Here is a 23,671-nt window from a genome sequence, read left to right as displayed (position 1 = left end):
GATCTCCTGACCTCGCGCATGGCCGCGCTGCTCGAGCGCATCGCGCGCGCGAACCGTCCCGGCTTCGAGACGATGACGCCCGCCGACGCCCGCGTCGCCTACACGGCCGCGGCCGAGGTGCTCGAGCCGCCGCGCGCGCCGCTGCCGCGCGTCGAGGACATCGCGCTGCCCGGCGCCGGCGGGGTCACGCTCCCGGCCCGCCTGTATGCGCCGTCCGCCGACGTGCTGCCGGTGCTGCTGTACCTGCACGGCGGCGGCTTCACCATCGGCAACCTGGAGACGCACGACAGCCTGTGCCGCCAGCTCGCGCTGCGCAGCGGTGCCGCGGTGATCGCGCTCGACTACCGCCTCGCGCCCGAGCATCGTTTCCCGACCGCCGTCGACGATTGCTGGGCCGCGCTGCGGGCGTTGTCCGACCCGGCGATGGGCGTGCGCCTCGGCCTCGACACCACGCGCCTGGCCATCGGCGGCGACAGCGCCGGCGGCACGCTGGCGGCCGTCTGCACGCTGATGGCTCGCGACGCTGGCCTGAAGCTGGCGCTGCAGGTGCTGATCACGCCCGGCACGATCGCGCACGCCGACACGCCGTCGCACGCGCGCTTCGCGCACGGCTTCCTGCTGGAGAAGCAGCAGGTCGACTGGTTCTTCGATCAATACATCGATCAAGCCGATCGCACCGACTGGCGCTTCGCGCCCGCGCTCGCCGCCGACCACGAGGGTCTTGCGCCGGCCTGCATCGTGATCGCCGAGTGCGACGCGCTGGTCGACGAGGCGGTCGCGTATGGCGATATCCTGCGCGCGGCCGGCGTCGCGGTCGATCTCGAGATCTATCGCGGCGTGACGCACGACTTCATCAAGATGGGCCGCATGCTGCCCGAGGCCGCGCAGGCCCAGCAGGCCATCGCCGACGCCCTGAAGAAAGCCTTCGAATGAAACGCTCCGAATTCCGCTTCCTCGATCCGCTGCGCGTGCGCTGGGCCGAGGTCGACATGCAGAAGGTCGTCTTCAACGGCCACTATCTGATGTACGTCGATACGGCCATGGGTAACTATTGGCGCGCGCTCGCGCTGCCGTACGAGGCGACGCTGGCGGCGCTCGGTGGCGACCTGTTCGTGCGCAAGTCGACACTCGAGTACCTGGCGCCGGCCGGCTACGACGACGCGCTGGACGTCGGCATCCGCTTCGAGTCCGCCGGCACCAGCTCGCTGCGCTTCGTGGCGGCCGTGTTCCGCGGCGAGGAGTTGCTCGTGCACGGCGAGATCGTCTATGTCTGGACGGACGCCGCGACCCGGCGTCCGCAACCGGCGCCGGCGGCGCTGGTCGACGCGTTCCGCGCGCACGCGGCGGGCGAGGCGATGGTGCGCGTGAGCGTCGGTGGGTGGAGCGAGCTCGGCGCCGAGGCGCAGGCGATCCGCACCGCCGTCTTCGTCGACGAGCAGAAGGTGCCGCTGGCGCTGGAGCGCGACGCCGCCGACCTGGTCGCCGTGCACGCGCTGGCGCGCAACCGCCTGGGCCTGGCGGTGGGCACCGGCCGGCTGCTGGCCGCCGGCGGCCCGGGCCATCCCGCCCGCATCGGCCGCATGGCCGTCAGCAGGGGCCTGCGCGGGGCCAACATCGGCCGCGAGCTGCTGGAGGCGCTGATGGCGACGGCCGGACGGCGCGGCGACCGGGAGGTGATGCTGCATGCACAGGTCTCCGCCATCGGCTTCTACCGCCGCGCGGGCTTTCTCGCGCACGGCGAACCGTTCGACGAGGCAGGTATCGGGCACCTGGAGATGCGGCGAAGGCCTTAGGTAGGCCATCCACTTGGATGGTGGTAGGATGGCGATATGCCAGCCCTGAGACCCACTGCCCATGCCAAGCCCGTCGACGAGAAGATCACGATCAACGTAGGCTTCGTCGACCTCGGCCAGATCGACCTGCTCGTGCAGGAAGGCTTCTACGCCAACCGCAGCGACCTGATCCGCACCGCGATCCGCAACCAGATCGCGGCGCACGCGGAGGCCGTGAAGCAGGTCGTGAACCGGCGGACGCTGGTGCTGGGCATCCAGCACCTGACGACCGCCGAGCTGGAGGCCGTGCGTGCGCGCGGCGAGATGCTGGACGTGCGCGTGCTGGGACTGCTGTCGATCGCGCCGGACGTCACGCCGGCGCTCGCGCTCGCGACCCTCAATTCCATCGACGTGCTGGGATCCCTGCACGCCACCCCCCAGGTCAAGAGCGCCTTGGCCGACCGCCTGAAATGAGAACCCCCATGAACGACGACTTCGAACGCCTGATGACCGAGGCGACGCGCCTCGTGCAGTCCGGCAGCCTGACGGAGGCGACGGCGGCGATCCAGCGGGCGCTCGGCGGCGCGCCTGCCGCCGCGCGCGCACCGATGCCCCGCGACGATGCCGAGATCATCGATGTCGAGGTGCGCGTCATCGGCGAGCCCGTCGCCGACCCTCGAGCGCCGCGGCGCGCGAATGGCGAGTCGTTCACGTCGGGCCATTTCAAGAACGAGTGCGGCGGCCGCGACTACAAGCTGTTCACGCCGGCACGCGAGGACGACCGCCTGCTGCCGCTGGTCGTGATGTTGCACGGCTGCACGCAGGACCCCGACGACTTCGCGCGCGGCACGCGCATGAACGCGCTCGCGCGGGAGCGGGGCTTCCTCGTGCTGTATCCGTCGCAATCGCAGCGCGCCAACGCGCAGCGCTGCTGGAGCTGGTTCAAGCACAACCACCAGGCGCGCGGCAAGGGCGAGCCGGCGATCCTGGCGGGCATCGTGCGCGAGGTGGTCGAGGCGCACGGGGTCGACGCGGCGCGCGTCTACGTCGCCGGGCTGTCGGCCGGCGGCGCGATGGCGGCCATCCTCGGCGATGCCTATCCCGACCTGTTCGCCGCCGTCGGCGTGCATTCGGGCCTGCCCACCGGGTCGGCGCGCGACGTGCAGTCCGCGTTCGCGGCGATGAGCGGCGGCGCGCCGTCGGCGCCACGCCCACCACGCACGAGCGCGACACCGCCGACGATCGTGTTCCACGGCGATGCCGACAAGACCGTCAACGTCGTCAATGGCGAACGCATCCTCGCGTCTGCCGGGCTGGCCGCGCAGGGCGATGCATCCCGCGGATCGAGCGCGATGGGCGTGCCGTACTCGCGGCGCGTCCATGTCGACGGGCGGGGCGCCGAACGGGGCGAGCAGTGGACGATCCACGGCGCCGGCCACGCCTGGGCGGGCGGCGACCTCGCCGGCTCGTACACCGATCCGCGCGGCCCCGATGCCAGCGCCGAGATGCTGCGCTTCTTCCTGCAGCACCCGAAGGCCTGATCAGGCCGCCGCGGCCTCGCCGTCGCCGCGCTGCGTCAGCCGCTGCAGCAGGCAGAACGCCAGCAGCAGCGCGCCGATGACGATGCGCGTCCACCAGGCGCTGAGCGAGCCGTCGAAGGTGATCAGCGTCTGGATCAGTCCCAGCATCAGCACGCCGCACAGCGTGCCGGCCACGAGGCCGACGCCGCCCGCGAGCAGCGTGCCGCCGATCACGACCGAGGCGATGGCGTCGAGCTCCAGCCCCGTGGCGTGCAGTCCATATCCGGACAGCATGTAGAACGTGAACAGCACGCCGCCCAGCGCGGCGCAGAAGCCGCTGAGCGCATAGACGCCCACGATGGTGCGCGCCACCGGCAGGCCCATCAGCAGCGCCGAGTGCTCGCTGCCGCCGATCGCGTAGACGTTGCGTCCGAAGGCCGTGCCGTGCGCGACGAACACCGCGACCGCGAAGGTCGCCAGCGCGATCACCGAACCGATCGACAGCGCCGCGCCGGCGAACAGCGGCACGCGGGTCTGCGCGATCGCGGTGAAGGTCGGCTCGGTGATGCTGATCGAGTCGATGCTGATCACGTAGCAGAGACCGCGCGCGAGGAACATGCCCGCCAGCGTCACGATGAAGGGCTGCAGCCGGAAGCGCTCCACGAGCCAGCCCTGGAACGCGCCGAACAGCGCGCCGCCGGCCAGCACCAGCGGAACCACGACGCCCGGCGACCAGTGGCGATGCTCGACCAGCGCGGCCGACACCATCGTCGTCAACGCCACCACCGAGCCCACCGACAGGTCGATGCCGCCGGTGAGGATCACGAAGGTCATGCCCACCGCCACGACCAGCAGGAACGCGTTGTCGATCAGCAGGTTGAGGAACACCTGCGCGCTGAAGAAGCCGGTGTACATCACGCTGCCGAAGGTGACCATCGCGAGCAGCAGCAACACGCTGGCCACCACGGGCGGGATGCGGAAGGCTCGGCCCTTCAAGGCCATCGTGCTCATCGCGGATCTCCCCGGAACGCGATTGCGCGCAGCTGGCGCCGGAATTCGGACGACTGCAGCAGCATCACCGCGAACACCACCACGGCCTTGACCACCAGGTTGATCTCCGGCGGCACGCCGATCGCGTAGATGGTGGACGTCAGCGTCTGGATGATCAGCGCGCCGATCACCGTGCCGGCGAGCGAGAAGCGCCCGCCGGTCAGCAGCGTGCCGCCGATGGTGACGGCCAGGATGGCGTCGAGCTCCATCAGCAGGCCCGCGTTGTTGCCGTCGGCGCTCTTGACGTTGGAGCTGACGATCACGCCCGCGACGCCCGCGCACAGCCCGCAGAACGCGTACACGCAGACGGTGATCGTGCGCGCGCGCACGCCCGCGACACGCGCCGCGCGCGGGTTGATGCCGATCGCGCGGATGAACAGTCCCAGCGCGCTGCGCTCCAGCATCAGCGTCATGCCGCCCCACACGGCCAGCGCGATCAGCGCCGCGACGGGCAGGCCGAGGAAGAAGCCGCTGCCGATCGTGAAGTAGGGCGCATAGCCGATCGACAGGATCTGGCCGCCCGTCAGCAACTGCGCGGCGCCGCGGCCGGCCAGCATCATGATCAGCGTGGCGATGATGGGCTGCAGCCCTGCGCGCGCGATCAGCAGGCCGTTCCACGCGCCGCACAGCGCGCCGGCGGCCAGCGCGCCCAGGATCACGAGCGCGAGCGGCGTGCGGCTCAGGTGCATGAAGGTGCCGTTGACGACCGCGGACTCGTTGCCGATCAGCAGCGCGGCGACCGCGCCGGAGATCGCCACCACCGCGCCCACCGAGATGTCGATGCCGCGCGTGGCGATCACCAGCGTCAGGCCCAGCGCGACGACCGCGAGCGGCGCGGCCCGGTTGACGATGTCGATCAGGCTGCCGTAGAGGTGCCCGTCACGCCATTGCAGGTGCCACAGGCCCGGGTTCAGGCTCGCGTTGACGGCCAGGATCAGCGCCAGCGTCACCAGCGGCCAGACCAGCGGATGGCGCGCGGCGCGCAGCCAGATCGCATCGGGCTTGGGCGGAGGCGTCTGCCTGGCCGGCAGCGGCGTGGGTGTGCTCATGTCGTGCGTGGTCATGCCGCCGGCTCGCAGATCATGTCCATCACCTGCGCCTCGCTCGCGCCGCGCGGCAGCTCGCCGGCCTTGCGGCGGTCGCGCAGCACGACGATGCGGTCGGAGATGCGCAGCACCTCGTCGATCTCCGACGAGATGAACAGCACCGACATGCCGTCGCGCGCCAGGCGCATCACCTCGTTCATCAGCTCCTGCTTGGCGGCGACGTCGACGCCGCGCGTCGGCTCGTCGAGTATCAGCACGCGCGGCGACGTCGCGAGCCAGCGCGCCAGCAGCGCCTTCTGCTGGTTGCCACCCGAGAGCAGCGCGATGGGCATGTCCGAATCGGCGGCGCGGATGCCCAGGAGCTCGATGTAGCGCTGCGCGAGCTCGCGTTGCTTCGTCGGCCGGATGCAGGGCCACAGCCCGGCGCGCGCCTGCAGCGCGAGCACGATGTTCTCGCGCACGCTCAGCTCGCCGACGATGCCGTCGGCCTTGCGTTCCTCGGGGCAGAACGCCAGGCCCAGCCGCACGGCCTGGGCCGGATGCGTGAAGCGCACCGCCTGCCCTTGCACCTGCAGCGTGCCGAAGTCCGCGGCGTCGAGCCCGAACATCAGGCGCGCCAGCTCGGTGCGGCCGGAGCCGAGCAGGCCCGCGACGCCGACGACCTCGCCGGCGTGCAGGTCGAGACTCAGCGGATGCAGGCGCCGCTGCGCGCCGAAGCCGCGCAGCGACAGCCGCGGCGTCGACCCTTCGAGCTCGTCCTGCTTGGCGGGCGCCTCGGCGTCGACGCTCTCGGCCGACGCCAGCGCCACGTCGCGCCCGACCATTGCCGCCACCAGCGCCGGCGCGGGCAGCTGCGCCGGCGTCCATTCGCCGACGAAGCGGCCGTTGCGCAGCACGGTGATGCGGTCGGCGATCGCGTAGACCTGGTCGAGGAAGTGCGTGACGAACAGGATCGCGAGCCCCGATTGCCGCAGCCCGCGCAGCACCGCGAACAGGCTCTCGACCTCGCTGTCGTCCAGGCTGGACGTCGGCTCGTCGAGGATCAGCACCTTGGCGTCGACGCTCAGCGCGCGCGCGATGGCCACCAGCTGTTGCATCGCCACAGGCAGCGATCCGAGCGTGCGCGCCGGGTCGATGGCGATGTTGAGGCGCTGGAGCAGGGCGCGCGTCTCGCGCAGCATGCGCGGGCCGTCGATGGCCTTGAGCGCCGTCCAGCCGCGGCGCGGATAGCGGCCGGCGAAGATGTTCTCCGCCACCGTGAGGTTGGGGCAGAGGTTGACCTCCTGGTACACCGTGCTGATGCCCAGGCGCTGCGCCGCCAGCGGCGACTCGGGCGCGATGGCCTGGCCGGCCAGCGACAGCGTGCCCGCGTTCGGCGCGATCACGCCGGTGAGGATCTTGATCAGCGTGGACTTGCCCGCGCCGTTCTGCCCCATCACCGCGTGCACCTCGCCGGCGCGCAGGGTCAGCTGCACGCCTTCGAGCACGGAGACGGCGCCGAAGCGCTTGTCGATTCCCGTGGCGTTCAGCAAGGAAGCGCTCCGAGGGCGAGGACGTCGTTGCGGCGCATCGTGGCGCCCTCGGTGCGATTCATCGTGCCGCGGCGTTTCAGTACTTGCGCGAGGGCAGCGCCGCGACGGCCTGGCTTTGCGTGTAGACCGTTTCGTTGGTCAGGATGCGCTTGGGCAGCGTCTTGCCGGCGACCACGTCCTTGGCGGCCGACATCAGCTGCGGCCCGAGCAGCGGGTTGCACTCGACGACCACGTTCTGCTTGCCCGCGGCCATCGCCTCGAACGCGCCCTTGGTGCCGTCGATGGAGATGATGGTGATGTCGACGCCCGGCTTCAGGCCGGCTTCCTCGATGGCCTGGATCGCGCCAAGCGCCATGTCGTCGTTGTGCGCGTAGAGCACGTTGATGTTCTTGCCCTCGGCCTTGAGGAAGGCCTCCATCACTTCCTTGCCCTTGGCCAGCGTGAAGTCGCCGGTCTGCGAGCGGATGATCTTCATGCGCGGGTCGCCGCCGATGACGTCGGCGAAGCCCTTCTTGCGATCGATGGCCGGCGCGGAACCGACGGTGCCCTGCAGCTCGACGATGTTGATCGGGCCGGGCTTGCCCTTCTCGAACTCCTCGAGCCAGCGGCCGGCGCGCTTGCCTTCCTCGATGAAGTCGGAGCCCATGAACGTGACGTAGAGGCTGGTGTCCTTCGAATCCACCGCGCGGTCGGTCAGGATCACGGGGATGTGCGCGGCCTTGGCCTCCTGCAGCACGGTGTCCCAGCCCGACTCGACCACCGGCGACAGGCCGATCACGTCCACCTTCTGCGCGATGAACGAGCGGATCGCCTTGATCTGGTTCTCCTGTTTCTGCTGCGCGTCGGAGAACTTCAGCTCGATGCCGGCGTCCTTGGCCGCCGACTTGATCGACTCGGTGTTGGCCGTGCGCCAGGCGCTCTCGGCACCGACCTGGGCGAAGCCCAGCACGATCTTCTTCTGCGCGAAGGCGCTGGGGTGCGCGATGGCCGCGGCCACGAGAGTGGCGGCCAGCACCGCGCGTCGTTGGATGGTCATGATTCTCGTCTCCTGTCGTTCGTATTGCCGCCCCGGACAAAGGCGGTCCCTGGACCGCGGAGCAGTTGCCGATGCGCGACCAGTGGCCCGGATGCTAGGCAGCGATGCGATATCCGGCAAATCGTTTTTGCAATTGAATCTATATGAAATTCGATATGGCCCGTCCGCATGCCCGGCGGCCTGTCGGATGCAGCCAGAATAACGAGGGTGAACACCTACGACATCAGCACCGACCCGAGCCGGTTGCAGCTCGAGGCCATCCACGCCACCCTGACCCGCAGCTACTGGTCGCCGGGCGTCCCGATGGAGGTCGTCGCGCGCGCGATCGCCAACTCGATGTGCTTCGGCCTGTACCTGGGCGACGCGCAAGTCGGCTTCGCGCGCGTCGTCACCGACAAGGCGAGCTTCGCCTACCTGGCCGACGTCTACGTGCTCGAGGCGCATCGCGGCCAGGGCCTGTCCAAGCGGCTCGTCGAGACGATCCTCGCGCATCCCGAGCTGCAGGGGCTGCGGCGTTTCCTGCTCGCGACGAAGGACGCGCACGGGCTCTACGCGCAGTACGGCTTCAAGCCGCTGGCCGCACCGGACCGGATGATGGAGATCCGCATCCCGCCGTCCTGGCTGCGGACTGTTCCGGAATAGACTTCGACGATGCCCTCGGATCTCCCGCGCGACCAGCTCGCCTCCGCCCTCGGCAGCGATGCCGACCACGTCGTCATGGAACGCGGCTACTCGCTCGCCTTCGTCGGGGTGCACGGCCAGGTGCGGCTCGTCCAGTTCCGGCTCAGCAAGACGGGATTCAACGCCGACCATGCGCAGGACGACCTGGCCTTCGCCAAGCTGCTGGACGAGTTCGCCGCCATCGTCGACCGCCTGCTGCGCGAGCGCTGGGCCGGCATCGCGCTGCGCGCCGCCTTCGACGGCGAGGGCGAGTTGATCGAGCGGCTCTACGAGGCGGGCCCGCTCGAGCGCTGCGACAAGGTCGATCCCGCCAGCACGAGCGGCCGCCTGGTCAAGGAGGGCGAGATCGTCGACGCCCGCGAGCTGCTCGTGCGCGCCTCGGCGCGGCTGGTCGAGAACTGGGGCGTGTTCGCGCGGACGCCGCCGCTGGACGACGGCGCCTTCGCGCACGAGGCACGCCTGCGCGCGCTGGTGACGGGCGCCAATCCCTGACGCCCGCGTCCGTCAGCGACGCGCGCCAGCGCCACGTCGGCGCGACCACGCGGCGAGCAGTCCCATGCCGGTGACGAGCATTGCCCACGAGCCCGGCTCGGGCACGCCCGGCGTGATGACGACGTCCGTGCTGAGCAGGTTCAGCGACAGGAAGGCGCCCGTGTCCTCGCGATCGGCGAAGAACACGTCGATCGTGTGCGCGCCCGTGTTGAGCATCGGGGAATCGAACTGCACCGTGGACACGCCATGGATACCCGGGTTCTGGCCGATCAGCGTGCCGTCCACGTAGATGAACGAGTCGTCGTCGGAGCCGAGCGTGAAGCTGACCACGCCGCTGGCCGCCAGCGAGAAGTCGCCGCTGAACATCGCGGTCTCCCAGGCGGCGCCGTCGTTGCCGCCGGTGCTGTTGGGCGGGTACATGTTGGAGTTGTAGGGCAGGGCGACCGTGCCCGTGCCGGTCTGGATCACGTCGGCGTCCATGCCCGGACTCCACCACTCGATCTCGTGGGTCGTCGGATTGACCAGCGAGATGCCCGGCGACGTGCTGGACACCACCGGCATGCCGTTCGGCCCCAGCGTGCTGCCGGGCGCGACGTTCGGGCTGCCCGATCCGCCGAAGTCGGGCGAGCCGGTGCCGGCCTTCACCTGGAAATAGGTCGCCGACAGCGTGGCGTTGACCGTGCCGGCGTGCGCGTGGCTCGCCAGCCCCGCCAGCGCGACGGCGCAAGCCAGGGCCACCCGGGACGATGCTGCAGGATTCTTCTTGCTCATGTTCAGCCCTCGATGAATGTGTTTGCAGACGAGTCGGACGGGCGTCCTCCGGCCGAGGCCGTGGAATGCCCAACCGACGAGTCTGCGTGCTGCGTCGGTGCCAGCCATCCCTAGCACGCGACGCTTCGCGGGCACGCCAACCTGCCCGACCGTGGAGTGCGCCGGTGGTGTCGGCGACCGTGCGATTACCTCCCAGGTAGTTGAGGCGATTCAGCGCCGCACCGACCATGGCGCCTCGTTATTCGACAGGCCTCATCCATGACTCAAGACCGCATCGCCCGCCGCGCCCTCCTGGCCGGCGTCGCCGGCAGCCTGGCCCTCGTGCCATTCCCCACGGCATGGGCCGCCGCGAACGAGAAACCCCTCACCTCCAAGGAAACCGACATGACCTCGACCACGTTCACCAAGATGCCCGCCCCCGCCTGGCTGCTCGCCTTCTGGAAGGAGATCGACGACAAGACCTGGGGCGCCGGCTTCGACTGCTTCGCCGACGACGCCGTCTGCCACCTGGGCGTCGCCGACTGGCACGGCAGGGAGACCATCCGCGCCAACCTGCGCCAGTTCGTCGACCGGCAGATGACCACGCATCACGACGTCGTCGAATACCTCGACAGCCCGCACCTGAAGGTGTTCCGCGGCTTCGTCACCATGGTGTTCGACGACAAGAGCATCCCCACCGTGAAGCCCACGATGCAGCACTTCTTCTACATGGACGAGAAGGATCCGACCAAGGTCAAGGCCTGGTACGGCTCGGTCGGGCCGACCGGCTTCTGACGGCGCAAGCCATTCACGCGATGGCGATACTGCGTCATCGCGTGCCTTCCTGCCTGCTGCCGCCATGACCACCTCCCAGACCATCCCCAGCCCCGTGGGCGACTTGCTGCGCCAGTGGCGCGCCGTCCGCGGCTGCAGCCAGCTCGAGCTGGCGATGGACATGGGCGTCTCGCAGCGCCACATCAGCTTCATCGAGAGCGGCCGCTCGTCTCCGAGCCGGGCCTTGCTGCTGGGGCTGTCGAATGCGCTGGCCATCCCGCTGCGCGACCGCAATGCACTGCTGCTGGCCGCCGGCTACGCGCCCATGTACGCCGAGCCGGCGTGGGACGCAGCCGAGATGCGGGTGGTGCACCGCGCGCTCGAGCGGATGCTGAAGCAGCACGAGCCGTATCCGGCGCTGGTGCTGGATAGTCACTGGAACGTGTTGATGACCAACGAGGCGGCGCCGAGGTTCTTCAGTCAGTTCGTCGAACTCGCGCGATATCCGAAGCCGCGCAACCTGCTGCGGCTGATGTTCGATCCGCAGGGGCTGCGGCCGTTCGTTGCCAACTGGGATGCGGTGGCGGCGAGCCTGTTCCAGCGCATTCGCCGGGAGGCCGTCGGTGGCGTCATCGACGATGCGACGCGGGACTTGATCGAGGAACTGCTGGCGATGCCGGGCGTTTCAGCGGACTGGCGGACGGCCGAGGCCTCCGCCACGTCCCCCGTCGTGCCGATCCGCTTCCTTCACGACGGACGCGAGACGAGCTGGTTCTCGATGGTCAGCACGGTGGGGACGCCGCAGACGTTGGCGGCGCAGGAGTTGCGGGTGGAGTGCATGTTTCCGGTGGACGAGGGCGGGGCGCTGGCGTAGACGCGGCACGCGCGCATGGCGGCTTGCGGTGAATTTGATGCGGCCGTCATCCGCCGAGTCGCGGAGATCGCAGCCAACGCCCCACGCCGTTCACGCGAGAGACCACCGAACGCCCTCGAAACACCTTCTATTTGCACTCTGGACTGAACCAGTTTCACTCCGAGTGCAGTCAGTTCCTGGTCGGACTGAACGAGTGCCCCTTTTTGGGGCGTTCGTTGTATCGCGAGTGGAACGGGTTGGTGGTGGCGTGAAACCAGTTCTACTCGCAGATCACTGCAGTGCACTCCGGGTAGAACTCGTTGTATGTCGAGATGAATCAGTTCCCCTCGGACACCAACTCGTTGTATGCCGAGTGCAACTCATTCCACTCAGACAGCAAATCATTGCCTTCCGGGTGTTATTGATTCACTTGGCTGGGAAATGAAGCGCTTTACGCACCTGCCAGAAGGTTTGCGTGCACGGCATGAATTCGCGCAAGCGAGGCTTCGAGAGATGCGCCAGCGCCGCCTGCTCGGCGTGGCGTCCATGGTGCCTAGGGGTGGCAGTCGAGGGCAGCCTGGACTATTTTCCGAAGGTTGCAGGGAGCGGGCCTGGGTGCGCGTTCTCCCGCCGGCTGCCACGGGCACAGTGTCTTGCCCGCCCCTTGTCGAGGAGGTTCCATGGATCGCGTGACTCGTCCCTTGAGCTGCATTTCCGCCAGCGTGTTGTTGGGCCTGTCGATGTCCGGACCGGCGCATGCCGCCCTGACGCTCACGCCCGCCGGCACGGCCGACGGATTCACCCTTTCGACGGTGGTTGGCGGCTTCTTCGGCACCTATGGGCCGCTCGGCGAAGCCATCCTCCCGAACGGCAATTTCGTGACGGGCAGCGCCTCCACCGATCGCATCTATGTGTTCAAGGACGTCGACGGACAGACGCTCTCGGATGCGGTGGTCTCCACGCCCTACACCTTCCAGACGGGCAACCCGCAATACGTCATGGCCACCGTGGGCGGCAAGGCCTATGGGGCGCAGGTCGCGGGCGGCACCATCGTCCAGTTCGCCAACGACGGCTCCTTCGCGGCCGTTGCCGGCCTGACCGGCCTCCTGTCTTACTACGGGATGTGGGGCGATCCGACGAGCGGCCACCTGATCGCGTCCTCGAACCACGGTCTGGTCGACATCGATCCGGTCGCCGGCAGCTTCCGCGTCATCAACGCCAGCGTCTTCCCCGATGGCGTCACCGTGTCGTCCGACGGCAAGACCCTCTATGCGGAGGTGGGGGGCAACATCAACTCGTACAACGTGGCGACCGGCGCCTTCGTCCAGACCTACTCGGGCGGCGGCCACAGCCCCGACGGCACCGGCGTGATCTCGGGCGGCAAGTTCAGTGGCGATCTCATCGTCAACAACAACGACGGCACCGTCACGTTGCTCGACACGACAACGGGCACCGAGACCATCATCGCCAGCGGCGGCACCCGAGGCGACTTCGTGTCCGCCGACACCAACAACGGAACACTCTTCCTTTCCCAGTACGACCAGGTTGCGCGGCTGTCCTGTGGAGACGATTGCAGCATCGGCGGAACGCCGCCGCCCCCGCCTCCGATTCCGGAGCCGTCGTCCACGACGCTCCTCGGGCTCGGCCTGGCGGGATTGTTCGCGCTGAGTCGGCGATACGCCGGCCGTTCATGAGGGCGATCGATGCACCAGACGAGTTGCGGCCAGGTACTGAGCCTGAGGCGCGCTCAGGTTGTTCTCGGCTTCCGAATGTCCGACGCCGGCCAAGTTCAAAGTGGCTCTGCGTCAACTGGGCCAGTCGCGGCAGTCAGTCTCGCCTTTCTACCTGGATCGTTTCGACGTTTGCGGCTGCGAGCACGCGACTCAGCACGGGTACAAGCTTCTCCAGAACGTCTTCCTTTTCCAGGAGTGCGCTGATACCTGCCAACCGCGCGTCTTCCCGCATCTCGTCGGAGATATAGCCTGAGCTCACGACCACCGGGAGATTGGGGGTCATCTGTGCGATCTTTCGAGCCAGTTCGATGCCGGTCATCTTCGGCATGTTGAAGTCGCTGATGACGACATCCGCCTCACTGGGCTTTTCGCACAGCCGATCGAGCAATTCATCGGGGTCGCTGAAGCAAAGCACCTGGAAGCCGCGGCGGGTGAGCAGGCGCTCGACCATCAGAAGCAGGACTTCGTCGTCATCGACATAAGCCACGCAACGCCCCTCGCCCTTGACTTCCCCCTCGGCGGCCGCGGCCGCCTCCGGTCGCGCGACCTCTGCGGGCTCAGGAAGGTAGACGCTGAAAGTGGCTCCGAGCCCGGGCTCGCTCTTCACGACGATCGCGCCTGCGTGTGTCTGCACGATGCTGTGCACCACTGAGAGCCCCAGTCCCGTGCCTTCTCCCCGAGGCTTGGTCGTGAAGAATGGGTCGAAGATTCGAGCGCGTGTTTGCTCATCCATGCCGCATCCATCGTCCGTGACCCAGAGATGCGCGTGCGCTCCAGGCTCCAGGCCGCCCAGAGCGAAAGCTTCCGACCGGTCGAGGTTCACACGCTCCGCACCCACGGTAATCTGCCCGCTGCTGCCGCGCAACGCATGCCAGGCATTGGTGCAGAAGTTCAGCAGCACTTGGTGGATCTGGTTCGCGTCCGCCCGGACGAGCAGGTCGTCCGAGGGGGGACAGGATTGCAGGCGAACAATGGTTGGCAGGGTAGAACGGAACAGCGCGATGCCTTCGATAAGGATCGGCGCCAAGGGTTGAACGACGAGCTCCTGGGCCTGTCGGCGGCTGAAGGCAAGGATCTGGCGCACGACCGCGCGGGCTCGCTGCGCGGCGACGTCGATCTGTTCGATGCTCTTGCATGCAGCGTGTCCGGCCGGCAGGTCCTCTTTTGCCAGAGCCGCATTGCCCAGGATGGCGCCGAGTGCGTTGTTGACGTCGTGAGCGATCCCGCCTGCAAGCGTCCCGATGGCTTCCATCTTCTGGGCCTCCCGCAGCTGCGCCTCGAGCGCGCGGCGGGCGGTCTGTGCCCCGCGAAGTTCCGAAACGTCACGCAGGATCACCGTGTAGAGCTGCTCTCCGTTGACCTCGACGTGCGAGATGGATGCCTCGGCCGGAAACTCGGTTCCGTCGGCACGGCAGGCGTCGATCTGCCCCGGGCGTCCCATCGCGCGGCTGGTCGTGCCACTGCGGCCGAAGCCCGTCATCCACGAGGCGTGATGCTGCCGATGCCGAACGGGCAGGAATCTGTCCAGCGTGCCGCCGATGGCCTGCTCGCTGGGACAAAGCAGCATGGCCGCCGCTGCGTCGTTGAACACCACGATTCGCCCGAGCGCATCCACCGTGATGATGCCGTCCATGGCCGAATCGACGATCGCGGCCAGGCGAGCTTCGCTCTGCGCAAGGGCGCTGGCCGCCGCACGGGCGTCTGACACGTCGCGCACGATCTTGGAGGCGCCCACGATCTCGCCAAGAAGGTTGCACACTGGCGAACTTGTCACGGCGACATCGATACGCCGCCCATCCTTGCGCACCCGGACCGTTCCGAAATTCACGACACGTTCGCCGGCGCGGAGACGCTCGAGGATCCAGCCTTCCTCGTTCAGCCTTTCCGGAGGAACCAACATCGTGATCTGCCGACCGATGGCCTCGTCCGGCGTGAAGCCGAAGATGCGTTCGGCTCCGGCATTCCAACTGGTGATGATGCCGTCCAGCGTCTTGCTGATGACCCCGTCGAAGGAGGAATCAACGATCGCCGCCAGCAGTGCGCGCGGTGGCAGCGACCTCCCCTCGGGACTGCCTGAATCGTCCATCACCGGCCCCCCTTCGGCAAAAGCCGATCCAGCCTAGCCACCGGGTCGTCCATGCCCGCTATAACGATCGTTATAGCACTTGCGCGCCGGATCGAGATGCCCACTGCCCGGGGAAACCCTCGCCAGCGGGCATTTTTGACTAATCTCAATCAGGCAACCGCTGTGACGGCCACGATGGCCACCCATGCGAAAGGCAAAAGACCAACTACCGTCCGAGCCGGTGAGCACGCGTGAGCACATCCTCGGCATTGCATGCCGCTGCTTCGCGCAAAAGGGGCGCGACGGCGTCTCGATGCGTCAGATCTCCGCAGAAACGGGTCTCACCATGCCGACCCTCTATCACCACTTCGGAGACAAGCGCTCCCTGTACGCTGCGTGTGTCACCAGCGTCTTCGATGCTTCGGCCGGAGCACTGCGGGACGCCTTCAACTCGTCACGGATTCCGGCGGAGCGCACGCGCGCTTTCGCTTCGGCGTTGTGCGAACAACTGCTGCGAAGTCCGAGCCTGTTGCCCTTCCTGCAGATGGAATTTGTCTACGGAGCAGCCCCGATGGAGCGACTCGTGCCGAACCGGCTGCGGGAGAGGCTCGCTTCGGCGATCGGTGCCTCTGGTGTCGGCAATGAAAGTTCGATGGGCTCGGAGTGGCGCCTCGTTGCCTATGCGTTCGGCTACGCCGCTTTGGCAGGCATCACTCCAGTCGAGCCTGCGGTGCCCAGCGACTTCGCCGCGCTCGCGGAAGAACTTCTCGCAGCATCTCGCATCCGGCACCGCCTTCGTCCTCCGGTCTTGGATTGATCAGAGTCGAGTTAGAGCGCGGCAGCTTGAAAAAATCTCGATATCGGCGATGCAATGTGCGGCAATTGACCGCAATGCAGAGGCACCCGTCGTCGGGATCGCGATGCTGACAGAACCCGGGCCCTGTTCCGTCGGGAGTCCTTGACCAGGCGGGCCTTCGCAGATACGGGCAGTGGGCGGCTTGATCTATCGCAAGCGTCAGCGAAGAGGCGTCGATATTGTCAGCCACCCCATCGAACACCTCGCCCTGGAAGACAGCCATGAATTTCCTCTCACGCACGCGAATCGGCCCTCGTCTGGCAACGGCGTTCGGCATCATCATCGCGTTCCTGCTGGCCATCGCCGCGGTGGGATGGCTGTCGATCCGTTCCATCGACGAATCGCTGGAACTCGTCGCCACGGATTCCTACACCAAGGTGAAACTCGCCAACGAGATCCTGGCGGGCGTCAACAAGCAGGCAAGGGCGACGCGCAACGCCCTGTTGTATGGGACATCCACGGACCGGGAGGCGCAGTTGGCAGCGGCCGACAATGCCCGCATCCCGGTTGCGGAGGCCTATGCGAAGCTTGAAGCGCGCGTGCGTAGCGCCGAAGGCCGGGCGCAGTTGGCGACAGTGTTGCGGCTGCGCGAAGCCTACTTGCGCGAGCTGCCGAAGTTCGAATCGCTCGTGCGCGCAGGGGAGCTGGATGCGGCACGAATGCAGCTACTTGATCATGTGCGAACACCGCAGCTGGACTACATGGCCGCGCTCGAGAAGTTCACGCGGCTCGAGGGCGACCTGATGGCAGGCGGCGCCCGGGATGCCGGTTCGTTCGCGACGACCTGCCAATGGGTCGTGGCCATCGCCGCCGGCGCCGCCCTGATGGTTGCGGTCGTCCTGGCGCGACTCGTGTCGAACTCGATCACACGCCCCCTGGCGCAGGCGATGACCGTCGCGGAGACCGTCGCCGCCGGCGATCTTCGCTCGACATTCTTGATTTGCGGGAACGACGAGTCCGCGATGCTCCTGAGGACGCTGCAGCAGATGAACGACAGCCTCGCGAAAATCGTCGGCGAAGTGCGGCAATCGTCGGAGACGATCGCCACCGGTTCGACGCAGATCGCCACCGGCAACGCGGATCTCAGCCAGCGCACCGAGGAACAGGCCAGCAACCTCCAACAGACCGCGGCATCGATGGAGCAACTGACCGCGACCGTGCTGCAGAACGCCGAGACCGCCCGCCTGGCCACGCAACTCGCGGCCGCGGCGTCCAGCAGTGCCATCGACGGCGGCCAGGTCGTCGATCAGGTCGTGCGGACGATGGAACAGATCAAGGCGAGTTCGAGGCAGGTCGCCGAGATCATCGCCGTCATAGACGGGATCGCCTTCCAGACAAACATCCTCGCACTGAACGCCGCCGTCGAGGCTGCCAGGGCCGGGGAGCAGGGCCGCGGCTTCGCCGTGGTCGCTGCCGAGGTGCGGGGCCTGGCGAAGCGTTCGGCCGACGCCGCCAAGGAGATCAAGACGTTGATCGGCCGCAGCGTCGATCAAGTCGAAGCGGGCAGCCGCCAGGTGTCGGATGCCGGCGAGTCGATGAGCGATATCGTCGCCAGCGTCGGGCGCGTCAGCGACCTGATCGGCGAGATCAGTTCCGCGAGCGAACAACAGGGGCGCGGCGCCAGCCAGGTCGGCCATGCCGTGACCCAGCTCGACCAGGTGACGCAGCAGAACGCGGCGCTCGTGGAGCAGAGCGCGGCGGCGGCGGAGAGCCTTCAGCACCAGGCCGTTCGACTGGCGGCGATGGTCGAGACCTTCAAGCTGCACGAGGCTGCGTAGCCGCCGTGTCCGAACTGCTGCGAATCCCCGATGATCTGCCTTGATGGAAGCGCCTTCGACGTGGGTCTGAAGGCCGCTCAGGCCACTTCGGCAAGCCAGACTCGCATGCTGGACTTTCATCGGGCGCGCACAGATCTCGGCAGTCAGGAAACTATAGATTTGGTTGGCGGTAACGCCAGACCGGGCGGCACAGCCGCTTTGCAGGGGTTGTAGTCGGGACTCGGGCAGAACAGACAGCGAGTAGTCAGTGGGCTAGAGTTCGATCGAGAATTCGCCGATCTCAATGTCCTCTCAGCTCAGACTTTCGAGCCTCCTAAACTGTCAGATGGTGGACGGACGTGGGTTCAGACGTCAGTCACAACCGACTTGAAAGATTCAGTCACCGGAGGGTCCGCCGAGATTGCCGTCCACGGGAGCCATCCTTCGCGGCGCGACTTAGCGGACTTCATCATTTTCGCGATGGCAGCAGTGTTTGGCGCCGCAGCAGCATCCCTGGTCGATGGCCTGATCAGACTCCTGAGGGTGATGGTCGGGTCGGATGAGCCAGTGGCCAAGGAAGCATAGGCGTCCGCGCAGGTTTCTGATGCCCGCTCTGCGGGCGTTAGCAGACCGCCTAGGGCAGCAGCACGAGCCCCCGAAAGCGGTCATGCTAAAGTCCGCGCGTCCTTAGGGGAGTAGCCAGCTTCGCAGCACCCGCGCGAAGAGCACCGATCAACACACTTGCCGCCCCATCGCGGCATGGTCGGCGCGGCCCGCAACGCGGGCTTGGCAAGACCTTTGGCGTCGCATCCTCACCCGGGGCCGGGAAGGACGCGGCGTCATCGGTTGTCGAATCCCAGCCCCGCGGAAATCCAGCTTGAACGCCAGACACCACCCCGTGCCGCCATCGACACCGGTCCCCGCGCGAGCGCGCGCGCTGCCGCCCACGCGAGCGGAGGCGTCGCGATGATCGTCACGCTCGCACTGCTCCTCGGCTCCGCCGTCGTCATCTACCTCGCCTGCGAATTCTTCGTCAACGGTGTCGAATGGGTCGGCCATCGCTTCGGCGTCTCGCGCACGGCGGTCGGCACCGTGCTGGCCGCGTTCGGCACCGCATTGCCGGAAAGCGTGGTCACGCTGGTGGCCGTCGTGTTCGGCAAGACGCCCGGCGCCAAGGACATCGGCGTCGGCGCCGCCCTCGGCGGGCCGCTGGCCCTGTCGACGCTGGCCTACGCGGTGGTGGGCGCGATGTTCCTGCTGGATCGCGCGCGGCACCAGAAGAAGATCGTGCAGGAGTTCAGCACGACCGATCTTGCGCACGACCAGGCGTGGTTCCTCGTCGTCTTCGTCTTCAAGGTCGCGCTGGGCCTGGTCGCGTTCGCCTGGAAGCCGTGGCTGGGCTGGCTGTTCCTCGCGGCCTACGCGTTGTACGTCTGGCGCGAGCTGAAGGGCGAGGGCGTCGAGGACGACAGTTGCGCCGGCATCGAGTTCGAGCCGCTGAAGCTGCGGCCGCACGCCGAGCATCCGGGCACCGCGTGGGCCGTGCTGCAGACGGGCGCCTCGCTGGCGGTGATCTGGGTGGCCTCGCAGGTGTTCGTGCACCAGCTCGAGACGGTCGGGCCCTGGCTGGGAATGTCGCCGCAGCTGGTCGCGCTGCTGCTGAGCCCGATCGCCACCGAGCTGCCCGAGATCCTCAACGCGGTGATCTGGGTGCGCCAGGGCAAGACCGCGCTGGCGCTCGGCAACATCAGCGGCGCGATGATGATCCAGGCGACGGTGCCGAGCGCACTGGGCATCTTCTTCACGCAGTGGCTGCTGGGCGCGCCGTTGCTGTGGGGCGCGGCGATCACGATGGCCGCGATCGTCGTAATGCTGGCGCTGCTGCATCGCCAGGCGCTGACGGCGAAGCGGCTGTTCGCGATGGCGGCCTTGTACGGCGTGTTCGCGCTGGGCGTCGCGCTGCGCTTCCATTGAGCCGGCGCGGTCTCCGATCCGCGACACAATGGGCCGCATGAATCCAGTCCACGGAGCCTCGCGATGAGCCCTGATGCCGACCTCGCCATCGTGGCCGAAGCGGAGTGGCCGCGCGAAGGGCGGCCGCCGCTGCGCATCCGCCTGCTGTCGAGCCCGGCCTACTTCGGCGCGGGCGACTTCGAGGACGCGCCCGACATCGCGGAAGACCAGGCGGGGCAGGCCTACATCGTCAGCTACGAGTCCGCCGACGAGCCCGGCGTGTTCGGCAACGCGATCCCGAACATCGAATCGATCGACGCGGCGATGGCGCTCGTCGAGGCGAAGTTCCCCGGCGCGCGCTGGCTGCGCAAGGCCACCGGCTAGCGCGCCATCGGCTTCAACAGGCTGCGCACGCGCGTCTTCTTGACCGGCGGCGGCATCTCCAGCGCCGTCACCTGCGTGCCGTCGACCTCGGTCTCGGCCACCACGGAGGTCTCGACCGGGTTGTGCGCGCGATCGGCGTAGCGCGGCGGCCAGTCCTTGAGCACGGTGCGGCGCAGCAGCGCCAGGCCGGGGCCGGCGGTGAAGGTGCGCTCGAAGACGTGCGTCACCAGTTGCCGCTTGATCTTCTCGGTGATGATGATCGTGGAGCAGCGCGTGCCGTAGGTGCCGTCGGGGGTACGGATGAACGCGGGGCTCAGCAGGCGCTCGCGGTCGCGGCCGATGCCGGTGCTGGGCAGCTGGTCCTCCCGCGCGAGCTCGCGGTCGGCCAGTGCGGTGAACAGCGCGCTGGACAGCGAGTCCACCGACTCGGCCTGCTTCAGCGCCTCGGCCAGTCGTTCCTTCAGCGTCACCACCTTGGGCCACGGCGTGTCGAGCGCGGCGTTGGACAGCCCGAAGATGCCGCGCTCGATGCGGCGCGGGATCGCGTGGTCGTTGCTGGCCCAGAAGCAGTCGCCGCGGCGGAAGTCGGCGGCGATCAGGTTGAACGGAGCGTAGCCGGACAGCGAGGTCTGCATCCAGAACTGGTCGGCGCGCATCTCGGTGCGCAGCCAGTGCGGCACGATGCCGCCGCGGCTCGGCGCGGACGGGTCGACCGTCTGCGGGCGCCGCACGTTGGTGACGAGGCCGAGGCGGCCGGAGGCCGTCAGGCCCAGCCAGGTGCCGCCGGCCTGCAGGTCACGGCCGGCGAGGATTTCCGGGCCGCCTTCGGCGGGCGTCCACCAGCCCATGCGCGCGGCCGGGCGGTCGAAGAACTCGTCGCGGTTGGTGGCCAGCACCAAGGGAAAACGGCGGTTCTCGTCGATCGCAAGGGCTACGAGGCACATGGGGCAAAGAGTTCGACGTGGCGGGCGCCGCGCAGCAGGCTGGCGTGCGGCGCGAAGGCCGACTCCAGCGTCGCCAGGAACGCGCGCACCACGGCATCCGCCTGCGCGCCGGCGGCGGCCGGCAGCGAAAGACGGTAGGTCTCCATCACGGTCGCGTCCGCTGCGGGATCGACGGGAGCGTCGACGCCGGCGGGCGGTTCGGGTTCGTGAAGGGACGCGGGGCGGGCATCAGGCAGCGAGGCGGGTGAAATGGGTGAGGGCAGGGCGCATCGTAAGAGCACTTCCGCCTCGTTCACGCCACTGCTCTGCCGCAATGTGCGCTGGAATTCACGCACACCCGAAATCACTCGTTGCGAATCGCACGCGGCGACGCGGTAATAGACACAGACCAGCATCGAGGCTGTGCGGTACGTCACGGTTTCATCCCGCCGCGGGCCGACATCGACGCGCTATCACGCCGCGTCGACGGGGATCTCGTACGGCAGCTCGCGCAGGCGCACGACCGGGCCGTCGGCCGCGCCCACGTGCAGCTCGCCGGCGTCGGCCAGGGCGCGCTTGACCTCGATGAGCGCCGCGTGCCGGGCGCCGCCCTCGGGGTGCGGCAGGCTGGCGGACAGCACGACCTGGCCCGCGGGCTGGTCGGGTTCGGCGGCGGCGAACACCTCGGCGCCGGCCGCGGCCGCCGAGGCGCCTTCGGCCAGCACCATGCGGCGCTTGATCGTGCCGCGGTACTGGCTGCGCGCGACGATCTCCTGGCCCGGATAGCAACCCTTCTGGAAGTTGACGCCGCCCACCAGCTCGAGGTTGATCATCTGCGGCACGAAGGCCTCGACCGTGCTGGCGACGATGCGCGGCACGCCGGACTGCACCTCGAGCCAGTTCCAGACGTCGGCACTCGACGTCGTCGCCCACGGCGGCGTCGCGTCGGCCGGCGCGGCCCACAGCAGGCGCGTGGCGCCGGCCGCGTCGGCCAGGCGGATCGCGGTACCGCCCGCGGTATTCGAGGTGGCGTAGGGCGCCGCTGGAATGGGATGTTCGGCGCTGTCGTGCAGCAGGCCCGGCAGCGCGACGCCCCACAGCGCGATCTCGGCGGACGCGTCGGTCAGCTTGCACTTGGCGCGCAGCACGAACATGGACAGGCGCTTGAGCGTCGGCGCGAGCAGGTCGGCGCTGCAGGCGAGCAGGATCTCGTCGGCCGCGGTGCGCCAGATCACGAAGCTGGCGAGCAGGCGGCCCTTGGGCGAGCAGTAGCCGGCCAGCCGGGCCTGGCCGATGTCCAGCTTGATGGTCTCCTGCGTCAGCTGGCCGTTGAGGAAGGCGGCGGCGTCCTCGCCCTTGGCGCGGATGACGCCCCAGTCGGCGAGGCGCACGGCCACGGGCGTGCTGAGAGCGAGATCGGTCGAGTTCATGCGCCGATTATCATGGCGAGCTTCCTTTCCCATTGCCAGCAGGGCCTCGCGGCCAGCGACCCTGGATCCATGTTCAAACGCTTCCTCTTCTTGCTGATCGTGCTCGCCGCGGCGGCCGCCGGCGCCGCCTTCTGGTGGCTGGAGCAGCCGCTCAGGCTGGCGCACGACGAGGTCGAGGTCTCGATCGAGCCCGGCACGCCGGTGCGCGAGATCGTGCGGCTGTGGCACGACGCGGGCGTCGACGAGCCGCCCGAGCTGATGTACCAGTGGTTCCGCTGGTCGGGCGAGGCCAAGCGCATCCGCGCCGGCAGCTATCTCGTCGACAAGGGCGCGACGCCGCGCTCGCTGCTGCGCAAGATGGTGGTCGGCGACGAGGAACTGGAGTCGGTGCACATCATCGACGGCTGGACGGTCAAGCAGATGCGCGCCGCGCTCGCCGCCGCCGACGGCCTGAAGCCGACGACGGCCGGCATGACCGACGAGCAACTGATGGCCGCCATCGGTTCGCCGGACGAGAAGGCCGAAGGCCGCTTCTTCCCCGACACCTACGTCTACAGCAAGGGCGTCAAGGACATCCTCGTGCTCAAGCGCGCGCACGACGCGCTCGAGCGCCAGCTGCAGGCCGCGTGGGCGCTGCGCGCGCCCGACACGCCGCTGAAGAGCGCCGACGAGGCGCTGGCGCTGGCCTCGGTCATCGAGAAGGAGACGGGCGCGGCGTCGGATCGCGGCAAGGTCGCGGCCGTGTTCAGCAACCGGCTGCGCCTGGGCATGCCGCTGCAGTCCGACCCGACGGTGATCTACGGCATGGGCGCGGCCTACGACGGCAACATCCATAAGGCCGACCTGCAGACCGACACGCCGTACAACTCGTACACCCGCCAGGGCCTGCCGCCGACGCCCATCGCGCTGCCCGGGCGCGACGCGCTGCGCGCCGCGGTGCGGCCCGATGCGTCGAAGGCGCTCTATTTCGTGTCGCGCGGCGACGGCACCAGTGTCTTCAGCGAGACGCTCAACGCCCATAATGCCGCGGTGAACCAGTACATCCGCGGGCCGCACAAATGACG

At 68.4% G+C, this 23,671-nt stretch carries 23 protein-coding genes; 14 read left to right on the top strand and 9 right to left on the bottom strand.

Annotated features, from left to right (window positions below):
• Positions 1-18 precede the first annotated feature (18 nt).
• From LPC04_RS11475 to LPC04_RS11460, 4 genes are read left to right on the top strand one after another with little or no spacing between them, the layout of a single operon-like run.
• Complete coding sequence (locus tag LPC04_RS11475) at positions 19-933, top strand: alpha/beta hydrolase (protein WP_275682663.1); 915 nt, start codon at positions 19-21, stop codon at positions 931-933.
• Positions 930-1,793: a YbgC/FadM family acyl-CoA thioesterase gene (locus tag LPC04_RS11470; protein WP_275682355.1), complete on the top strand. Its 864-nt coding sequence runs from the start codon at positions 930-932 to the stop codon at positions 1,791-1,793. The genes LPC04_RS11475 and LPC04_RS11470 overlap by 4 nt, the downstream gene beginning before the upstream one ends.
• Positions 1,794-1,829: 36 nt before the next feature.
• Positions 1,830-2,246, top strand: coding sequence for a CopG family transcriptional regulator (locus LPC04_RS11465; RefSeq protein ID WP_275682354.1), 417 nt, complete (start codon positions 1,830-1,832; stop codon positions 2,244-2,246).
• An 8-nt stretch (positions 2,247-2,254) separates the two neighbouring features.
• The gene (locus tag LPC04_RS11460) at positions 2,255-3,313 is read left to right on the top strand and encodes an extracellular catalytic domain type 1 short-chain-length polyhydroxyalkanoate depolymerase (RefSeq protein ID WP_275682353.1); all 1,059 of its coding nucleotides are present in this window, start codon (positions 2,255-2,257) and stop codon (positions 3,311-3,313) included.
• On the opposite strand, the gene yjfF is transcribed toward LPC04_RS11460, so the two are convergent.
• The 4 genes from yjfF to LPC04_RS11440 all read right to left on the bottom strand — a co-directional run bounded on the left by yjfF (position 3,314) and on the right by LPC04_RS11440 (position 7,956).
• Positions 3,314-4,294: a galactofuranose ABC transporter, permease protein YjfF gene (gene yjfF / locus LPC04_RS11455; RefSeq protein ID WP_420854719.1), complete on the bottom strand. Its 981-nt coding sequence runs from the start codon at positions 4,292-4,294 to the stop codon at positions 3,314-3,316.
• Positions 4,295-4,299: 5 nt separating this feature from the next.
• Positions 4,300-5,406 (bottom strand): ABC transporter permease, encoded by a 1,107-nt coding sequence (locus LPC04_RS11450; RefSeq protein WP_275682351.1) that lies wholly within the window; start codon positions 5,404-5,406, stop codon positions 4,300-4,302.
• The gene (locus LPC04_RS11445) at positions 5,403-6,920 is read right to left on the bottom strand and encodes a sugar ABC transporter ATP-binding protein (protein ID WP_275682350.1); all 1,518 of its coding nucleotides are present in this window, start codon (positions 6,918-6,920) and stop codon (positions 5,403-5,405) included. Before LPC04_RS11445 ends, LPC04_RS11450 begins: the two co-directional genes overlap by 4 nt.
• A 76-nt stretch (positions 6,921-6,996) precedes the next feature.
• The gene (locus LPC04_RS11440) at positions 6,997-7,956 is read right to left on the bottom strand and encodes an ABC transporter substrate-binding protein (protein WP_275682349.1); all 960 of its coding nucleotides are present in this window, start codon (positions 7,954-7,956) and stop codon (positions 6,997-6,999) included.
• Between the two features lie 207 nt (positions 7,957-8,163).
• Between LPC04_RS11440 and LPC04_RS11435 the strand changes: the two genes are divergently transcribed.
• The gene (locus LPC04_RS11435; protein ID WP_275682348.1) at positions 8,164-8,598 is read left to right on the top strand and encodes a GNAT family N-acetyltransferase; all 435 of its coding nucleotides are present in this window, start codon (positions 8,164-8,166) and stop codon (positions 8,596-8,598) included.
• Between the two features lie 9 nt (positions 8,599-8,607).
• Positions 8,608-9,129: a hypothetical protein gene (locus LPC04_RS11430; RefSeq protein WP_275682347.1), complete on the top strand. Its 522-nt coding sequence runs from the start codon at positions 8,608-8,610 to the stop codon at positions 9,127-9,129.
• Between the two features lie 12 nt (positions 9,130-9,141).
• Here the strand turns inward: LPC04_RS11430 and LPC04_RS11425 are convergent, their stop codons facing one another.
• The gene (locus LPC04_RS11425; protein WP_275682346.1) at positions 9,142-9,900 is read right to left on the bottom strand and encodes a PEP-CTERM sorting domain-containing protein; all 759 of its coding nucleotides are present in this window, start codon (positions 9,898-9,900) and stop codon (positions 9,142-9,144) included.
• 258 nt (positions 9,901-10,158) lie between these two features.
• Between LPC04_RS11425 and LPC04_RS11420 the strand changes: the two genes are divergently transcribed.
• From LPC04_RS11420 to LPC04_RS11410, 3 genes are all read left to right on the top strand, one after another.
• Positions 10,159-10,674: a nuclear transport factor 2 family protein gene (locus LPC04_RS11420; protein ID WP_275682345.1), complete on the top strand. Its 516-nt coding sequence runs from the start codon at positions 10,159-10,161 to the stop codon at positions 10,672-10,674.
• A gap of 64 nt (positions 10,675-10,738) precedes the next feature.
• The gene (locus LPC04_RS11415; RefSeq protein WP_275682344.1) at positions 10,739-11,527 is read left to right on the top strand and encodes a helix-turn-helix domain-containing protein; all 789 of its coding nucleotides are present in this window, start codon (positions 10,739-10,741) and stop codon (positions 11,525-11,527) included.
• 659 nt (positions 11,528-12,186) lie between these two features.
• Positions 12,187-13,200 carry a PEP-CTERM sorting domain-containing protein gene (locus tag LPC04_RS11410; protein ID WP_275682343.1) on the top strand — a complete coding sequence of 338 codons (1,014 nt, stop codon included), beginning with the start codon at positions 12,187-12,189 and terminating at the stop codon, positions 13,198-13,200.
• A gap of 133 nt (positions 13,201-13,333) precedes the next feature.
• On the opposite strand, the gene LPC04_RS11405 is transcribed toward LPC04_RS11410, so the two are convergent.
• Positions 13,334-15,325 (bottom strand): PAS domain-containing hybrid sensor histidine kinase/response regulator, encoded by a 1,992-nt coding sequence (locus tag LPC04_RS11405; RefSeq protein ID WP_275682342.1) that lies wholly within the window; start codon positions 15,323-15,325, stop codon positions 13,334-13,336.
• Between the two features lie 220 nt (positions 15,326-15,545).
• Here LPC04_RS11405 and LPC04_RS11400 point away from each other — a divergent pair, with 220 nt between their 5' ends.
• The 4 genes from LPC04_RS11400 (at position 15,546) to LPC04_RS11385 (ending at position 20,254) form a co-directional block, all read left to right on the top strand.
• Entirely contained in the window at positions 15,546-16,121 is a 576-nt protein-coding gene (locus LPC04_RS11400; protein ID WP_275682341.1) for a TetR/AcrR family transcriptional regulator, read from the top strand.
• A gap of 260 nt (positions 16,122-16,381) precedes the next feature.
• Entirely contained in the window at positions 16,382-17,938 is a 1,557-nt protein-coding gene (locus LPC04_RS11395) for a methyl-accepting chemotaxis protein (protein WP_275682340.1), read from the top strand.
• A gap of 945 nt (positions 17,939-18,883) precedes the next feature.
• Positions 18,884-19,891 carry a sodium:calcium antiporter gene (locus LPC04_RS11390; RefSeq protein WP_275682339.1) on the top strand — a complete coding sequence of 336 codons (1,008 nt, stop codon included), beginning with the start codon at positions 18,884-18,886 and terminating at the stop codon, positions 19,889-19,891.
• A 63-nt stretch (positions 19,892-19,954) separates the two neighbouring features.
• Positions 19,955-20,254, top strand: coding sequence for a hypothetical protein (locus LPC04_RS11385; protein WP_275682338.1), 300 nt, complete (start codon positions 19,955-19,957; stop codon positions 20,252-20,254).
• Here the strand turns inward: LPC04_RS11385 and LPC04_RS11380 are convergent.
• From LPC04_RS11380 to ygfZ, 3 genes are read right to left on the bottom strand one after another with little or no spacing between them, the layout of a single operon-like run.
• Positions 20,251-21,198: an NRDE family protein gene (locus LPC04_RS11380; RefSeq protein ID WP_275682337.1), complete on the bottom strand. Its 948-nt coding sequence runs from the start codon at positions 21,196-21,198 to the stop codon at positions 20,251-20,253. The two genes, LPC04_RS11385 and LPC04_RS11380, sit on opposite strands and share 4 nt — an antisense overlap.
• Entirely contained in the window at positions 21,186-21,614 is a 429-nt protein-coding gene (locus tag LPC04_RS11375) for a hypothetical protein (protein ID WP_275682336.1), read from the bottom strand. The genes LPC04_RS11380 and LPC04_RS11375 overlap by 13 nt, the downstream gene beginning before the upstream one ends.
• 36 nt (positions 21,615-21,650) lie before the next feature.
• A complete protein-coding gene (ygfZ, locus tag LPC04_RS11370) occupies positions 21,651-22,607 on the bottom strand; it encodes a CAF17-like 4Fe-4S cluster assembly/insertion protein YgfZ (RefSeq protein WP_275682335.1) in 957 nt (318 codons plus the stop codon).
• A 69-nt stretch (positions 22,608-22,676) separates the two neighbouring features.
• On the opposite strand from ygfZ, the gene mltG reads away from it, so the two are divergent.
• Positions 22,677-23,669 (top strand): endolytic transglycosylase MltG, encoded by a 993-nt coding sequence (mltG, locus tag LPC04_RS11365; protein ID WP_275682334.1) that lies wholly within the window; start codon positions 22,677-22,679, stop codon positions 23,667-23,669.
• The last annotated feature ends 2 nt before the right edge of the window (positions 23,670-23,671 follow it).

The sequence above is a fragment of the Scleromatobacter humisilvae genome (assembly GCF_023231945.1).
GTDB lineage: Bacteria > Pseudomonadota > Gammaproteobacteria > Burkholderiales > Burkholderiaceae_C > Scleromatobacter > Scleromatobacter humisilvae.
Note: the sequence above shows the minus strand (reverse complement) of the source record. Positions and strands in the feature narration are given on the sequence as shown.

Excerpts from the sequence above, each read along its gene's own strand:
- LPC04_RS11475 (WP_275682663.1), top strand. The coding sequence starts at position 19 with ATGGCCGCGCTGCTCGAGCGCATCGCGCGCGCGAACCGTCCCGGCTTC.
- LPC04_RS11470 (WP_275682355.1), top strand. The coding sequence starts at position 930 with ATGAAACGCTCCGAATTCCGCTTCCTCGATCCGCTGCGCGTGCGCTGG.
- LPC04_RS11465 (WP_275682354.1), top strand. The coding sequence starts at position 1,830 with ATGCCAGCCCTGAGACCCACTGCCCATGCCAAGCCCGTCGACGAGAAG.
- LPC04_RS11460 (WP_275682353.1), top strand. The coding sequence starts at position 2,255 with ATGAACGACGACTTCGAACGCCTGATGACCGAGGCGACGCGCCTCGTG.
- yjfF (WP_420854719.1), bottom strand. The coding sequence starts at position 4,294 with ATGGCCTTGAAGGGCCGAGCCTTCCGCATCCCGCCCGTGGTGGCCAGC.
- LPC04_RS11450 (WP_275682351.1), bottom strand. The coding sequence starts at position 5,406 with ATGACCACGCACGACATGAGCACACCCACGCCGCTGCCGGCCAGGCAG.
- LPC04_RS11440 (WP_275682349.1), bottom strand. The coding sequence starts at position 7,956 with ATGACCATCCAACGACGCGCGGTGCTGGCCGCCACTCTCGTGGCCGCG.
- LPC04_RS11430 (WP_275682347.1), top strand. The coding sequence starts at position 8,608 with ATGCCCTCGGATCTCCCGCGCGACCAGCTCGCCTCCGCCCTCGGCAGC.
- LPC04_RS11425 (WP_275682346.1), bottom strand. The coding sequence starts at position 9,900 with ATGAGCAAGAAGAATCCTGCAGCATCGTCCCGGGTGGCCCTGGCTTGC.
- LPC04_RS11420 (WP_275682345.1), top strand. The coding sequence starts at position 10,159 with ATGACTCAAGACCGCATCGCCCGCCGCGCCCTCCTGGCCGGCGTCGCC.
- LPC04_RS11415 (WP_275682344.1), top strand. The coding sequence starts at position 10,739 with ATGACCACCTCCCAGACCATCCCCAGCCCCGTGGGCGACTTGCTGCGC.
- LPC04_RS11410 (WP_275682343.1), top strand. The coding sequence starts at position 12,187 with ATGGATCGCGTGACTCGTCCCTTGAGCTGCATTTCCGCCAGCGTGTTG.
- LPC04_RS11405 (WP_275682342.1), bottom strand. The coding sequence starts at position 15,325 with ATGGACGATTCAGGCAGTCCCGAGGGGAGGTCGCTGCCACCGCGCGCA.
- LPC04_RS11395 (WP_275682340.1), top strand. The coding sequence starts at position 16,382 with ATGAATTTCCTCTCACGCACGCGAATCGGCCCTCGTCTGGCAACGGCG.
- LPC04_RS11390 (WP_275682339.1), top strand. The coding sequence starts at position 18,884 with ATGATCGTCACGCTCGCACTGCTCCTCGGCTCCGCCGTCGTCATCTAC.
- LPC04_RS11385 (WP_275682338.1), top strand. The coding sequence starts at position 19,955 with ATGAGCCCTGATGCCGACCTCGCCATCGTGGCCGAAGCGGAGTGGCCG.
- LPC04_RS11380 (WP_275682337.1), bottom strand. The coding sequence starts at position 21,198 with ATGTGCCTCGTAGCCCTTGCGATCGACGAGAACCGCCGTTTTCCCTTG.
- ygfZ (WP_275682335.1), bottom strand. The coding sequence starts at position 22,607 with ATGAACTCGACCGATCTCGCTCTCAGCACGCCCGTGGCCGTGCGCCTC.
- mltG (WP_275682334.1), top strand. The coding sequence starts at position 22,677 with ATGTTCAAACGCTTCCTCTTCTTGCTGATCGTGCTCGCCGCGGCGGCC.